Source organism: Bacillus cereus group sp. MYBKT14-1 (genome assembly GCF_051915185.1).
GTDB classification, from domain to species: Bacteria; Bacillota; Bacilli; order Bacillales; family Bacillaceae_G; genus Bacillus_A; species Bacillus_A cereus.
This window is the reverse complement of record NZ_JBQAEF010000002.1, coordinates 355487-369455: the sequence shown is the minus strand read 5'-3', so window position 1 is coordinate 369455 and position 13969 is coordinate 355487. Positions and strand designations below refer to the sequence as shown.

The window sequence follows — 13969 nt, the reverse complement described above, 5'->3', positions numbered from 1 at the left end:
GGGGCGTTTTTTTATTATTAGGGAGGAAGTGAACGTATTAGAAAAGAGTATTGATAGAACAATATAAATACCGAATTGTAACAAAGAAAAAGAGATAGAGAGGAGATTAACAAATGAATTCACAGCAATGGACATCGAAATTAGGTTTCGTATTAGCTGCAGCAGGTTCGGCAATTGGTCTTGGGGCGATTTGGAAATTCCCATATATGGCCGGCATTGGAGGAGGCGGAGCGTTCTTCCTAATTTTCATCGGTTTCACATTATTAATTGGTTTACCGCTATTATTAGCTGAATTTGTTATTGGAAGAAGTACACAAAAAGAGGCTGTCGATGCATATAGAGAGATTGCTCCTAAAACGTTATGGCCTTGGTTAGGTAAATTAGGAATTGTAACATGTTTCATATTACTTTCTTTCTACAGTGTTGTAGGAGGCTGGATTTTATTATATTTATGGAATGCAATTACAGGTAGACTATGGGAAGGAAATGGAGCATACGAAGCTACGTTTGGTGAAATCATTTCCAATCCATATTTAGCAGTTGGATCACAGCTATTATTCATCCTTATTACTATTTTCATCGTAAGTAAAGGTGTACAAAATGGTGTTGAAAAAGTAAATAAATATTTCATGCCAGCACTATTCGTTTTATTCTTTGTATTAATCGTTCGTGCACTTACGTTAGATGGTGCTGGAGAAGGCGTTCGTTTCTTCTTACAACCTGATTTCTCACATGTAACATCAGAAGTTATTTTATACGCAATGGGGCAATCGTTCTTCTCATTATCTGTTGGGGTAGCCGTTATGGTAACGTATAGCTCATACTTACCGAAAGAAGAAAGCTTACCACGTTCAGCATTTTCTATCGTAGCCTTAACTCTTGTTATTACATTACTTGCAGGACTTGCAATTTTCCCAGTTGTGTTCGCATTTGGGATGGAACCATCTCAAGGACCAGGACTATTATTTATCGTATTGCCAGCTATTTTCAGTAAAATGGCATTCGGAAAATTATTCTTCATCGTTTTCTTATTACTATTCTTCTTCGCTACGATTACATCAGCAATTTCGATGTTAGAAATTAGTGTTGCATCGTTAACATCAAAAGGTAAAGGGAAACGTGAAAAAATGGCCTTAATCGTAGGGTTATTAATCTTCGTTGTTGGGGTACCATCAGCATTATCATTCGGTATATTAAGTGATCTGAAGATTTTCGGGAAGACAGTCTTTGATTTAGCGGACTATGCAGTAAGTAACGTATTAATGCCACTTGGTGTATTATTAGTTTCTATCTTTGTTCCTTTAAAAATGAAGAAAGATGTATTAATGAAAGAGCTAGGTGTAAGTAAAAATAAAGGTTATAAACTATTCGTATTATGGTTATTCTTACTTCGTTATATCGCACCAATTGCGATTATTATCGTATTCTTAAATGTACTTGGCATTATATAAAAAGAAAGGTAGCGTATCATACAAAGATACGCTACCTTTTTATTTTGCTCTTTTTTGCAATTCATTTACTGTTACGAACTGATAGCCCTTCTTAGATAAAGAATCTAAAATACCTTCAATCGTTTGTAAATTTTCATTTGACTCATCATACATAGAGTGCAGTAAAATGATAGAACCTGGTTTTACATTTTTATTAACGTATTTAATTTTATCAGCCGCAGATTTATAAAAAGTATCGGGCTCAAGATCCCATGTGATTGTTTCGATATTGTTTTTATTTAAATAATATGGCAGCCCTATTAACTTCTTACCGTTAGGGGGCCTAAAATCAATTTCGTCTGTAAATCCTGTTTGGCGGATTAATGAATTCGTTTTTTCTATTTCATCTTTAATAAAAGAAGGTGTTTTGAAAACCATTCTATTATGAGAATATGTATGGTTTCCGAGTTGGTGCCCAGATTGCGCGATAGCTTCTCCTAACGATAAATTTTGCTCTAATTCATTTCCAATTAAAAAGAAAGTAGCTTTAGCGTTGTATTTATCTAGTAGCGGTAATATTTGTTTTACATTGTTAGTAGGGCCATCATCAAAAGTTAAAGCAATCACTTTTTCATTTGTTTCTACGCGTTGTGTTAAATCTCCAAATAATTGAAAGCTTCTTGCGTTCATCAATTTGTATGTTCCGAATAATGCCGTGATAATAAAGAATAGTGTAACGATTGTAATGATAATTTTTTTCTTCATAATGTAACCTCACAATGATTTTTAATTCAATTAAAAAGTATTATATCAAACTAAGTAATTTCGTGCTTTAAGAAGGGTGTGGATGCAAGGAGAAGGAATTTATCATATAATAAAATGCAAAAGGTATATTAGGAGGTGTTTATATGGCGATTATAATTCAATTGCCAGACACTGCAACGTCTCATGCAAAGCCAAGTATGGAAATGGCGATACTTTGCGTGAGGTAGACAAGTAATATACAATCGCCTATATGAGCTCGTATCATTTTTTATATTTGGCTTTGCACCTTATTGAAATGAACCATAAAAAATAAGGGGCGAGCAGAAATGAAATACGTAAAAGCTAATGCTGTTTTACCAGAGAGTTTAATTACTGAAATTCAAAAGTATATACAAGGTGAAACAATTTACATTCCGAAACAAGAAACGAAACATTATAAATGGGGTACACGATCTGGCGGAAGAAAACAACTAGATGAAAGAAATAAAGCAATTAAAGAAGCGTTTAAAAGTGGGATTGCTATTCATCAACTTGCAGAAAAATATTTTCTTTCTGGGGAAACGATTAAAAAGATTGTGTATTCTAAATGAGCATAAAAGAGTCTAGTTCAAATATTATTTTGAGCTAGACTCTTTTTGCTTTGTATGTATTGGATATATAGCGTGTGAATGGGCATGATAATAGAAAAAATGAATCGCAATAGTATTGTATAGAAATGTGAATAGGAATAAAAACGTTATATTTCATATTATAGAAAGGTGAACACATATGAATCATCTTGGACAAATAACGATAGAACTTTTTGTTGGTTTTTTTGTTTTATTAATTGCTACTAAAATATTAGGGAAAACACAAATATCACAGCTAACCCCTTTTGATTTTATTTCTGCGATTGTAATCGGAGAACTAGTTGGAAACACTGTATATGATCCTGAGGTGAGAGTATGGTCTATTTTATACGCTGTTTTTGTATGGGTAATATTAATTTACGCAATAGAAGCAATAACACAAAAATTTAGAAGGACAAGAAAGTTCTTTGAAGGATACCCTTCTATTATCATTCGTAATGGGCATATTGATAGAGAACAATTAAAATCAAATCATTTGGATATTAACCAATTACAACAAATGTTAAGACAACAAAAAGATATATTTTCAATCCGAGAAGTTGAATATATGATATTGGAACCTAATGGAAACATAAGCGTTCTGAAAAAAAGTAAATACGAATCTCCTACTATAAATGATTTAAGTTTAAAACATAAGCCTGTATACTTACCAATTTCATTAATTAGTGATGGGAAAGTAGTTAAGGATAATTTGAGGGAAGCAGGATTTGATGAAGGGTGGCTTTATAAACAAATAAAGCAAAAAGGAATTACTAAATTTGAAGACGTATTATATGCGGAATGGAAAGCAGATGATGGCTTCTTTTGTCAGAAAATGCAGCGGTAGAGAATAAGTGATATATGTAATGTTTGTTTCTAAGTTATCTTTTACATATCAAAAAACGTAATCATTGTATACAATAAAACTAGATCAACAATTTGTATGGAGTGATAAAGATGGAAGCGTTTATTAGAAGTGATCAATATAATTTTATAAAATCACAAGCTTATATTTTAGCAAACGGGCATGCAACGGCAAATGATAGAGGTGTAATTCAAGCGTTAAAATCGCTTGCGATTGAAAAGATAATACATGTATTTGAGAATTTAACGGATGAACAGAAAGAGTTAATTGATACGGTATTAACAGTTCAAAATAGAGAAGATGCAGAATCATTTTTAATGAAAATAAATCCGTATGTAATTCCGTTTCAAGAAGTTACAGCACAAACATTAAAAAAATTATTTCCTAAAGCGAAAAAGTTAAAACTTCCTGATATGGAAGAAATGGATATGAAAGAAATATCTTATTTAAGCTGGATTGATAAGGGGTCAAGCAGGAAATTTATTATAGCGAAAAATGATAAAAATAAATTTGTTGGTCTGCAAGGAACGTTCCAAAGTTTAAATAAAAAAAGCATTTGTTCGTTATGTCATGGACATGAAGAAGTAGGAATGTTTTTAGTTGAAATTAAAGGCGATGTACCAGGAACTTTCGTTAAAAAGGGAAACTACATTTGCAAAGATGGTGTAGCTTGCAATCAGAATATGAAGTCACTTGATAAATTACATGATTTTATTGAGCGATTGAAAAAATAACGAGAAAACCTCTAGTATTTAAACTGGAGGTTTTTGTTTTTTTGAAGAAGTAAAATAAGCTTTCTTTGTAAATGTAGATTTATAATGAAATTTGATAAAAATATCTATTATGATACAGTTGCTTATATGCAAGGAGGTAAAACATGGATTACCTTTTATCGAAAGAAAAAGTGAAGCGATGGCCCAAAGATATGATAGCGGCGGGGCGTTGTCATACAGTTGGCCTGAAATCGGATGGCACGGTAGTAGCGGTGGGCCGGAATAAAGAAGGGGAATGTAATGTAAGTGATTGGCGCGATATTGAAGCAATCGCAGTGGGCAATGTTCATATGGCGACGAACACGGGTAATGCTCATACAATCGGTCTTACATGTGACAGTACTGCGGTAGCAGTGGGTTGGAATAAGCATGAACAATGTGATGTAAACGATTGGCATAATATTGTAGAGGTTGCGGCGGGGTGGCGTCGTACCGTTGGCCTTAAATCGGATGGCACGGTAGTAGCGGTGGGCCGAAATAAAGAAGGAGAATGCAATGTAAGCAGTTGGCAAGGTATTGTGGCAGTCACAGCGGGTGACTGGCATACAGTCGGTCTTAAATTGGACGGCGCATTGACGACTGTGGGGAATAATCGATATGGTCAATGCAATGTAAGTAGCTGGCGAGGTATTGTATCGGTCAAGGCTGGGTATCTTCATACTGTTGGTCTTAAACGAGACGGTACGGTGACAGCAGTGGGGAATGATAAACATAACCAGTGTGATGTAAGTGGCTGGCGAGATATTGTAGCAATAGCGGCTGGTACGAATCATACAATCGGACTAAAATCAAACGGTACCGTGGTGGCAGTGGGTTGGAATGAGTATGGTCAATGTAACGTAAGTGATTGGAGAGATATTGTAGCGATAGCGGCTGGTTGTGCACATACAGTCGGACTAAAATCAGACGGCACGGTGATCGCGGTAGGTAATAATGAATTTGGCCAATGCGATGTAGGTAGCTGGCGCGACATTCGGTTGCCTGGCAAATAGTCAATTTACAATAAATCATTAGTAATATTATTCTATTTTAGGAGTAATTATGGAATAGGATATGTAGAAAATAATTAAACCTAAATCTGCTGAATAAGAATCTCTTTTGAAAAGGGATTCTTATTATTTTTCATAAAATGAGGGTATAAATGGAATTTTTGAACAAATTTTATTTCAAAATTACAGTAGAAGATATAAATTAAAAAGTATAGAGGAGATAAAGGAATGCTTAAAAGGTTTTTACTTTCTTTACCGGATGTTTTACTTATATGTATCGTTCTCTACATAATGTACACAAATTCTTTTAGTTTTGGACAGATGCTAGTAATTTCCATTGCAATCGGAATTATTGGTGGTCTTGCTATTAGAATTTGTAAGGATGTATTCACGTATATAAGATGGACAATTAAACAAAGAAAAAATTGAATATGTTTAATAGTTATTAGGAGAGAATGAAATGACTAAGAAAAAGAATAGAGTGAAAAACGAGATAGTACTTTGGTCACTAACAGCAATTGTTCTATTAATTGTATGGTACTTTTATCAAAAATAAAAACGCATCGTACTCAAAAAGCACGATGCGTTTTTATTATTTTTTTTGCCAATTTTCTTTTATAAAGTCTTCACGCCCAGATTCCTTTTGCTCAGTAGCATATTTCTCTGGATTCTTTTTATAGAAATGTTGATGGTATTCCTCTGCTTCGTAAAAAGGTGCAGCAGGACGAATTTCAGTCACGATTGGATCTTTAAACATACCGCTTTCTGCAAGAGCTTGTTTTGATTTTTCAGCAAGCCCTTTTTGTGTTTCGTTATGGTAAAAAATAGCGGTACGATAAGATGGACCACGGTCAAAAAATTGTCCGCCATCGTCAGTTGGATCGATTTGTGGCCAATATAAGTCTAGTAATTTCTGATAAGGAAAAATAGAAGGATCGAATGTAATTTGAACAACTTCTAAATGTCCAGATGTTCCAGCTTTTACTTGTTCATATGTTGGATTTTCTACATGACCTCCTGCATAGCCAGAAAGTACTTTATGAATACCAGGAAGTTCATCAAATGGTTTTACCATGCACCAAAAGCAACCGCCTGCGAAGGTTGCGAGTTCGTATGTTTTTTCGGACATTGCTGTAATCCTCCTAAATGTATATGTTTTATATAGTATTATATAAATTGTTTTATTGCGCAATAAAAAAGATTTGAAAATATATGTTTTTTATAAACAAGATCCTCCGCTCACATCAATTAATTGTCCAGTAACCCAGCGGCTGTCTGGAGAAGCAAGGAATGCAGCAGTATCGGCAATGTCTTCTACTTCACCTAAGCGATTGAAAGCGGAAATAGTAGTAGCGTACTGCTTCATTATCGGGTCGCTCAAGAGTTCTGCATTCATATCTGTTTTAATAAATCCTGGAAGTATTGCATTCACCGTTATTCCTCGTGCTCCAAGCTGTTTTGCTAGCGTAAAAGTCATTGTATTAATAGCGCCTTTCGTCATACTATATGCAACAAAATCAGGTAAAGAAATGCGGGTGGCAGCGGATGAAATATTAATAATTCGGCTATTGTCACGTAAACGTGGTAGTGCTAGTTGAATGATAAAGAATGGAGCTTTTGCATTTACTGAAACCATTCTATCAAAAAACTGTTCAGTCGTTTCTTCAATAAAAGCACCAGGACCAATGCCAGCATTGTTTATTAAAATATCAAATTGTGTTTCACCAGTGCGCTTTTGTAATTCAGTATCTAAAGCGTTATAAAGGTTTTCTACACCGTGTAAGGATTCTAGATTTGCGCCGATAGAAAAAGCTTGGCCACCATCTGATCGAATTTCATGAACAGTTTCTTCAGCGTCATCTTTTCGACTACCGTAATGAACAGCAACCAATGCACCGTCATTTGCTAAACGTTTAGCGATCGCTCGTCCAATTCCTCGGCTTGCTCCTGTAACTAACGCTACTTTCCCTTTTAACATAGTTTCCTCATCTCCTCATAAACTTTATAAGTTTTTCTTTATGTAGTAATGCAAACATACTTAAGTAATATATGAGTGTATGTAAGTAATGCATTCCAATTTTGATTTGAGAAAAAATAAATAGAATGAATTTTGATTTTTTTGAAAAAAACATATTGACAACGAAAAGAACAACGTCCTATAATACGTGTAACAAATAAAAGTTAATTAAGAATTTTCTAACTTTATATGTTGTATATGCAAAGAAGAGGAAAGTAGATGATTATGATCGTTTCAGAGAGCTACTCCAAGGCTGTGAGGGTAGTAACAATCGAATCATTGAAGATCACCTCGGAGCATCGCTTGCGAAAGGGAAACTGAGTAGAGGGCGGCGGCATCGTCTCCGGTAAAAGGACGGAGGTCTGATTGGACCTACAAAGCTTATATTTCGTGAGAAGTATAAGGAAGCTGAGTGGTAACGCGAAACTCTCGCCTCAGCAATCAAAGCTACTAAATTGTAGTAGTTGATTGCTGAGGCGAGAGTTTTTATTTTTAAAAATAGAAGAAGAGAATGCGTAGAAGAGGAGAGTAAATGATAAAGATTGTTTCAGAGAGCTGCCCCGAGGCTGTGAGGGTGGTAACAATTCACTCATTGAAAATCACCTTGGAGCACTACTTTTGAAAACTAGTAAAAAGTAGCGGGGTTGTTCCCGATAGAAAAACAAAAGTCTAATTGGACTTGCAGAGCTTATATTTCGTGAGAAGTATAAGGAAGCTGAGTGGTACCACGATTCCCTCGTCTCAGCAATGGATTGCTACAAGTATGTAAGTAATCGATTGTTGAGACGAGTATATTTTTAAGGTTTATATACTGAATATTCTGTTAAAAATACTCATCTCAGCAATCGATGTAGAAATAGATTGCAAAAAATAGAGAAAAAAAGAGGAGCGATGTGAGATGGGAAACCAGTACATTTACATGAATGGGGAATTTGTAGAAAAAGAAAAGGCAGTTGTTTCAGTATATGATCACGGTTTTTTATACGGAGACGGTGTATTTGAAGGGATTCGTAGTTACGGAGGAAATGTATTTTGTTTAAAAGAACATGTGAAACGATTGTATGAATCAGCGAAATCTATTTTACTAACAATTCCAATGACGGTAGAAGAAATGGAAGAAGCAGTTTTACATACACTCCAAAAAAACGAATATACTGATGCTTACATTCGCTTAATTGTCTCAAGAGGAAAAGGTGACTTAGGGCTCGATCCGAGAAGTTGTGTGAAGCCGAGCGTAATTATCGTTGCAGAACAATTAAAGTTATTCCCACAAGAATTTTATGATAATGGGCTAAGCGTTGTATCTGTTGCATCAAGACGTAATACGCCAGATGCGTTAGATCCACGTATTAAGTCAATGAATTATTTAAATAACGTACTTGTAAAAATTGAAGCAGCACAAGCAGGAGTGTTAGAGGCTCTTATGTTAAATCAACAAGGATATGTTTGTGAAGGTTCTGGTGATAATGTTTTCGTTGTGAAAGATGGAAAAGTTTTAACCCCGCCATCCTATTTAGGAGCATTAGAAGGTATTACGAGAAATAGTGTTATCGAGCTATGTGAGCGACTGAGTATTCCGTGTGAGGAAAGACCGTTCACTCGCCATGATGTATATGTAGCGGATGAAGTATTTTTAACAGGAACAGCAGCGGAGTTAATTCCAGTTGTAAAAGTTGATTCCAGAGAAATTGGAGATGGGAAACCAGGAAGTGTAACGAAACAATTGACCGAAGAATTTAAAAAATTAACGAGAGAAAGAGGAGTACGTGTTCCCGGGCTGACGGAAAGCTTAGCATAAATAAGGAGAGGAGTTAATGGAAATGAAGCAGCAGTATACAGCGTATGAGAAGTTACAGTATGAAGAAATGACAGGCGCTGGGCACGTGATTCAATGTTTGAAGAAATTGGGTGTAACGACCGTTTTCGGCTATCCAGGCGGAGCGATTTTACCAGTATACGATGCGTTATACGAAAGTGGTTTGAAACATGTTTTAACTCGTCATGAGCAAGCTGCCATTCATGCGGCTGAAGGATATGCGAGAGCTTCTGGAAAGGTCGGGGTAGTCTTTGCTACCTCTGGCCCAGGGGCGACAAATTTAGTTACGGGCTTAGCAGACGCTTATATGGATTCGATTCCTTTAGTTGTCATTACCGGGCAAGTTGCAACGCCTTTAATTGGTAAAGATGGATTTCAAGAAGCGGATGTTGTCGGAATTACAGTACCTGTTACGAAGCATAATTACCAGGTTCGTGATGTGAATCATGTATCACGAATTGTGCAAGAAGCTTTTTACATCGCCAAAAGCGGGCGCCCGGGACCAGTATTAATTGATATTCCAAAAGATGTTCAAAATGCAAAAGTCACCAGTTTCTTTAATGAAGAAGTTGATATTCCGGGGTACAAACCAGAATTTGTACCAGACAGCATGAAACTTAGAGAGGTGGCTAAAGCAATTTCAAAATCTAAGCGTCCACTTCTTTATATTGGAGGAGGTGTCATTCATTCAGGTGGATCCGATGAACTCTTCGAATTCGCAAGGGAGAACCGTATTCCAGTCGTTTCAACTTTAATGGGACTTGGTGCATATCCACCGGATGATTCATTGTTTCTAGGGATGCTTGGTATGCATGGGACATACGCTGCTAATATGGCGGTAACAGAATGTGATTTACTACTTGCATTAGGTGTTCGCTTCGATGATCGTGTAACAGGAAAATTAGAACTTTTTTCTCCAAACTCGAAAAAAGTACATATTGATATTGATTCTTCTGAGTTTCATAAAAATGTAACTGTAGAACATCCGATTGTTGGTGATGTAAAAAAAGCGTTACACATGCTGTTACATATGTCTATTTATACACAAACAGACGAATGGCTTCAGAAAGTAAAGACATGGAAAGAAGAATATCCACTTTCTTATAAGCAAAAAGAATCTGAGTTAAAACCACAGCATGTGATCAACTTAGTAAGTGAATTAACGAATGGTGAAGCGATTGTCACAACAGAAGTAGGTCAGCATCAAATGTGGGCTGCTCACTTCTATAAAGCAAGAAAACCTCGGACGTTCCTTACCTCTGGAGGATTAGGAACGATGGGGTTTGGTTTTCCAGCAGCAATTGGTGCTCAGCTAGCTAAAAAAGAAGAACTTGTCATTTGTATTGCAGGTGACGCTTCTTTTCAAATGAACATTCAAGAACTACAAACAATTGCTGAAAATAACATCCCTGTAAAAGTATTTATCATAAATAACAAATTTTTAGGGATGGTAAGGCAATGGCAAGAAATGTTTTATGAAAATCGTTTATCAGAATCAAAAATTGGATCACCAGATTTTGTGAAAGTAGCAGAAGCTTATGGAGTAAAGGGATTAAGAGCAACAAATTCAACCGAGGCAAAACAAGTGATGTTAGAAGCATTTGCTTATGAAGGTCCTGTCGTAGTTGATTTTTGTGTAGAAGAAGGTGAAAACGTATTTCCGATGATTCCGCCAAACAAAGGGAATAACGAAATGATTATGAAGAGGTGGGAAGAATGAGTCATACTTTTTCACTCGTTATTCATAACGAGCCAAGCGTCTTATTACGTATAAGTGGGATTTTTGCTCGGCGTGGTTATTATATTTCTTCTTTACATTTAAAAGAAAGAGATACTAGTGGTGTTTCTGAAATGAAACTCACAGCAGTTTGTACTGAAAATGAAGCGACATTACTTGTTAGTCAGTTGAAAAAATTAATTGATGTTCTGCAAGTAAATAAATTATAAGGAGTGTATGGAATATGAAAACATATTATGAAAAAGATGCAAATGTAGAGTTATTACAAGGAAAAACTGTTGCAGTAGTTGGTTATGGATCACAAGGTCATGCGCAAGCACAAAATTTACGTGATTCTGGTGTAGAGGTTGTAGTTGGTGTTCGTCCTGGTAAGTCGTATGAAGTAGCGAAAGCGGATGGGTTTGAAGTAATGTCTGTTTCAGAAGCGGTTCGAACCGCACAAGTTGTACAAATGTTATTGCCAGATGAACAGCAAGCACATGTATATAAATCAGAAGTAGAAGAGAATCTCCGTGAAGGACAAATGTTACTTTTCTCACATGGATTTAACATTCACTTCGGACAAATTAATCCGCCAAGTTACGTAGATGTAGCGATGGTCGCGCCAAAAAGTCCAGGTCATCTCGTTCGCCGTGTATTTCAAGAAGGAAATGGTGTTCCAGCATTAGTCGCAGTGCATCAAGATGCGACGGGAACAGCGCTACATGTAGCACTGGCGTATGCAAAAGGTGTAGGGTGTACACGTGCGGGGGTAATTGAAACGACATTCCAAGAAGAAACCGAAACGGATTTATTCGGTGAGCAAGCTGTACTTTGCGGCGGGGTAACTGCACTTGTGAAGGCCGGGTTCGAAACGTTAACGGAAGGTGGATATCGTCCTGAAATTGCATACTTTGAATGTTTGCATGAATTAAAGCTAATTGTTGACTTAATGTACGAAGGTGGATTAACGACTATGCGCCATTCTATTTCAGATACGGCAGAGTTTGGAGATTATGTAACAGGATCGAGAATTGTTACAGATGAAACGAAGAAGGAAATGAAGCGTGTTCTGACAGAAATTCAGCAAGGTGAATTTGCGAAGAAATGGATTTTAGAAAATCAAGCAGGGCGTCCGACGTATAACGCAATGAAAAAAGCAGAACAAAATCATCAATTAGAAAAAGTGGGAGCAGAGCTTCGTGAAATGATGAGCTGGATTCATGCACCGAAAGAATTAGTAAAGAAATAGAGTAAGAGAGTATAAATGAAAAATATGTAAGAGGGGATTTGACAAGATGAGAAGTGACATGATTAAAAAAGGTTTTGATAAAGCACCGCACCGTAGTTTATTAAAAGCAACTGGTTTGAAAGATGAAGATTTTGATAAACCTTTCATAGCGATTTGTAATTCTTTTATTGAAATTATTCCAGGACATAAACACTTGAACGAGTTTGGGAAACTTGTAAAAGAGGCAGTTCGTGCGGCAGGTATGGTACCATTCGAATTCAATACAATTGGAGTTGACGATGGTATTGCGATGGGACATATCGGTATGCGTTATTCTCTTCCGAGTCGTGAAATAATTGCAGATTCAGTAGAAACGGTTGTAAATGCACACTGGTTTGACGGCATGATTTGTATCCCAAACTGTGACAAAATTACACCAGGTATGATGATGGCTGCACTACGTATTAACATTCCGACTGTGTTTGTTTCAGGCGGCCCGATGGCAGCAGGAAAAACATCTAAAGGAGAAGTTGTTGATCTGAGTTCTGTTTTTGAAGGAGTAGGAGCTTATCAATCTGGGAAAATTTCAGAAGAAGAATTAAAAGATATTGAAGATCATGGCTGTCCATCTTGTGGCTCTTGTTCGGGTATGTTTACCGCGAACTCTATGAATTGTTTATGTGAAGTATTAGGTTTAGCTCTTCCTGGTAACGGGAGTATTTTAGCAATTGATCCAAGACGTGAAGAGTTAATTAAACAAGCAGCAGAGAAATTGAAAATTTTAATTGAAAGAGATATTAAGCCGCGTGATATTGTAACAGAAGAAGCAATTGACGATGCTTTTGCACTTGATATGGCGATGGGTGGATCAACGAATACAGTATTACATACGCTAGCACTCGCACAAGAGGCAGGACTAGATTATGATATGAACCGTATTGATGCAGTTTCAAGACGTGTACCTCATTTATGTAAAGTAAGTCCAGCCTCAAATTGGCATATGGAAGATATTGATCGTGCGGGCGGGATTAGTGCAATTTTGAAAGAGATGAGCCGGAAAGAAGGAGTACTTCATCTTGATCGAATAACTGCTACTGGGCAAACATTAAGAGAAAATATCGCTGAGGCAGAGATTAAAGATAAGGAGGTTATTCACTCTCTCGAAAACCCTCATAGTGAAGAGGGGGGCTTACGTATATTAAAAGGAAATCTTGCTAAAGATGGAGCGGTTATTAAAAGCGGTGCAACAGAGGTAAAGCGTTTTGAAGGGCCTTGCGTTATTTTTAATTCACAAGATGAGGCACTTGCGGGCATTATGCTTGGGAAAGTGAAAAAAGGAGATGTAGTTGTCATTCGTTATGAAGGACCAAGAGGTGGGCCTGGTATGCCAGAAATGTTAGCCCCAACATCAGCAATTGCTGGAATGGGATTAGGTGCTGAGGTTGCATTATTAACAGATGGACGTTTTTCTGGAGCTTCACGTGGAATTTCAGTAGGACATATTTCACCAGAAGCAGCAGCGGGCGGGATGATTGCACTTCTTGAACAAGGGGATATTGTATGTATTGATGTTGAAGAACGCTTACTAGAAGTAAGAGTGAGTGATGAAGAATTAGATAAGCGTAAAAAAGAATGGAAACGACCAGAACCAAAAGTGAAAACTGGCTGGCTTGGACGTTATGCACAAATGGTAACATCGGCGAATACAGGGGCTGTTCTGAAAATCCCACATTTTGATTGAGCCAATTTAAAAGAGAT

General features: G+C 36.6%; 14 protein-coding genes and 1 other annotated feature. Of the genes, 11 read left to right on the top strand and 3 right to left on the bottom strand.

All coding sequences use genetic code 11. The annotated features are described in order from the left end of the window. Positions 1 to 113 precede the first annotated feature (113 nt). A complete protein-coding gene (locus ACTFO4_RS08415; protein ID WP_001088187.1) occupies positions 114 to 1451 on the top strand; it encodes a sodium-dependent transporter in 1338 nt (445 codons plus the stop codon). A 39-nt stretch (positions 1452 to 1490) separates the two neighbouring features. On the opposite strand, the gene ACTFO4_RS08410 is transcribed toward ACTFO4_RS08415, so the two are convergent. Then, a complete protein-coding gene (locus tag ACTFO4_RS08410; RefSeq protein WP_000726858.1) occupies positions 1491 to 2195 on the bottom strand; it encodes a polysaccharide deacetylase family protein in 705 nt (234 codons plus the stop codon). A gap of 326 nt (positions 2196 to 2521) precedes the next feature. On the opposite strand from ACTFO4_RS08410, the gene ACTFO4_RS08405 reads away from it, so the two are divergent. From ACTFO4_RS08405 to ACTFO4_RS08385, 5 genes are all read left to right on the top strand, one after another. Beyond that, positions 2522 to 2785: a CD3324 family protein gene (locus ACTFO4_RS08405; protein ID WP_000878326.1), complete on the top strand. Its 264-nt coding sequence runs from the start codon at positions 2522 to 2524 to the stop codon at positions 2783 to 2785. A gap of 178 nt (positions 2786 to 2963) precedes the next feature. Continuing rightward, a complete protein-coding gene (locus ACTFO4_RS08400; protein ID WP_001015964.1) occupies positions 2964 to 3650 on the top strand; it encodes a DUF421 domain-containing protein in 687 nt (228 codons plus the stop codon). A 110-nt stretch (positions 3651 to 3760) separates the two neighbouring features. Beyond that, positions 3761 to 4402, top strand: a complete 642-nt coding sequence (locus ACTFO4_RS08395) for a FusB/FusC family EF-G-binding protein (RefSeq protein WP_000387072.1) — start codon at positions 3761 to 3763, stop codon at positions 4400 to 4402. A 143-nt stretch (positions 4403 to 4545) separates the two neighbouring features. Next, on the top strand, positions 4546 to 5433 hold the full coding sequence (locus ACTFO4_RS08390) for an RCC1 domain-containing protein (protein WP_000385088.1): 888 nt from the start codon (positions 4546 to 4548) through the stop codon (positions 5431 to 5433). Between the two features lie 225 nt (positions 5434 to 5658). Further along, positions 5659 to 5859, top strand: coding sequence for a hypothetical protein (locus tag ACTFO4_RS08385; protein WP_000919314.1), 201 nt, complete (start codon positions 5659 to 5661; stop codon positions 5857 to 5859). Positions 5860 to 6022: 163 nt separating this feature from the next. Here the strand turns inward: ACTFO4_RS08385 and msrA are convergent, their stop codons facing one another. Both msrA and ACTFO4_RS08375 read right to left on the bottom strand, forming a co-directional pair. Continuing rightward, on the bottom strand, positions 6023 to 6559 hold the full coding sequence (gene msrA, locus ACTFO4_RS08380) for a peptide-methionine (S)-S-oxide reductase MsrA (protein ID WP_001291883.1): 537 nt from the start codon (positions 6557 to 6559) through the stop codon (positions 6023 to 6025). A gap of 90 nt (positions 6560 to 6649) precedes the next feature. Further along, positions 6650 to 7408, bottom strand: a complete 759-nt coding sequence (locus ACTFO4_RS08375) for an SDR family oxidoreductase (protein WP_017673951.1) — start codon at positions 7406 to 7408, stop codon at positions 6650 to 6652. 546 nt (positions 7409 to 7954) lie between these two features. Further along, positions 7955 to 8194: a binding site (T-box leader), on the top strand. 151 nt (positions 8195 to 8345) lie between these two features. On the opposite strand from ACTFO4_RS08375, the gene ilvE reads away from it, so the two are divergent. From ilvE to ilvD, 5 genes are read left to right on the top strand one after another with little or no spacing between them, the layout of a single operon-like run. Beyond that, positions 8346 to 9245: a branched-chain-amino-acid transaminase gene (gene ilvE, locus ACTFO4_RS08370; RefSeq protein ID WP_061457029.1), complete on the top strand. Its 900-nt coding sequence runs from the start codon at positions 8346 to 8348 to the stop codon at positions 9243 to 9245. A 22-nt stretch (positions 9246 to 9267) separates the two neighbouring features. Then, a complete protein-coding gene (gene ilvB / locus ACTFO4_RS08365) occupies positions 9268 to 10983 on the top strand; it encodes an acetolactate synthase large subunit (protein ID WP_061457051.1) in 1716 nt (571 codons plus the stop codon). Next, positions 10980 to 11210: an ACT domain-containing protein gene (locus ACTFO4_RS08360; RefSeq protein WP_000019909.1), complete on the top strand. Its 231-nt coding sequence runs from the start codon at positions 10980 to 10982 to the stop codon at positions 11208 to 11210. The genes ilvB and ACTFO4_RS08360 overlap by 4 nt, the downstream gene beginning before the upstream one ends. A gap of 14 nt (positions 11211 to 11224) precedes the next feature. Continuing rightward, positions 11225 to 12232, top strand: a complete 1008-nt coding sequence (gene ilvC / locus ACTFO4_RS08355; RefSeq protein ID WP_061457030.1) for a ketol-acid reductoisomerase — start codon at positions 11225 to 11227, stop codon at positions 12230 to 12232. Positions 12233 to 12278: 46 nt separating this feature from the next. After that, positions 12279 to 13952, top strand: coding sequence for a dihydroxy-acid dehydratase (gene ilvD, locus ACTFO4_RS08350; RefSeq protein WP_001255813.1), 1674 nt, complete (start codon positions 12279 to 12281; stop codon positions 13950 to 13952). The last annotated feature ends 17 nt before the right edge of the window (positions 13953 to 13969 follow it).

Bases quoted from the DNA above. Each gene is read 5' to 3' on its own strand.
- ACTFO4_RS08415 (WP_001088187.1), top strand. From the start codon at position 114: ATGAATTCACAGCAATGGACATCGAAATTAGGTTTCGTATTAGCTGCA.
- ACTFO4_RS08410 (WP_000726858.1), bottom strand. From the start codon at position 2,195: ATGAAGAAAAAAATTATCATTACAATCGTTACACTATTCTTTATTATC.
- ACTFO4_RS08405 (WP_000878326.1), top strand. From the start codon at position 2,522: ATGAAATACGTAAAAGCTAATGCTGTTTTACCAGAGAGTTTAATTACT.
- ACTFO4_RS08400 (WP_001015964.1), top strand. From the start codon at position 2,964: ATGAATCATCTTGGACAAATAACGATAGAACTTTTTGTTGGTTTTTTT.
- ACTFO4_RS08395 (WP_000387072.1), top strand. From the start codon at position 3,761: ATGGAAGCGTTTATTAGAAGTGATCAATATAATTTTATAAAATCACAA.
- ACTFO4_RS08390 (WP_000385088.1), top strand. From the start codon at position 4,546: ATGGATTACCTTTTATCGAAAGAAAAAGTGAAGCGATGGCCCAAAGAT.
- ACTFO4_RS08385 (WP_000919314.1), top strand. From the start codon at position 5,659: ATGCTTAAAAGGTTTTTACTTTCTTTACCGGATGTTTTACTTATATGT.
- msrA (WP_001291883.1), bottom strand. From the start codon at position 6,559: ATGTCCGAAAAAACATACGAACTCGCAACCTTCGCAGGCGGTTGCTTT.
- ACTFO4_RS08375 (WP_017673951.1), bottom strand. From the start codon at position 7,408: ATGTTAAAAGGGAAAGTAGCGTTAGTTACAGGAGCAAGCCGAGGAATT.
- ilvE (WP_061457029.1), top strand. From the start codon at position 8,346: ATGGGAAACCAGTACATTTACATGAATGGGGAATTTGTAGAAAAAGAA.
- ilvB (WP_061457051.1), top strand. From the start codon at position 9,268: ATGAAGCAGCAGTATACAGCGTATGAGAAGTTACAGTATGAAGAAATG.
- ACTFO4_RS08360 (WP_000019909.1), top strand. From the start codon at position 10,980: ATGAGTCATACTTTTTCACTCGTTATTCATAACGAGCCAAGCGTCTTA.
- ilvC (WP_061457030.1), top strand. From the start codon at position 11,225: ATGAAAACATATTATGAAAAAGATGCAAATGTAGAGTTATTACAAGGA.
- ilvD (WP_001255813.1), top strand. From the start codon at position 12,279: ATGAGAAGTGACATGATTAAAAAAGGTTTTGATAAAGCACCGCACCGT.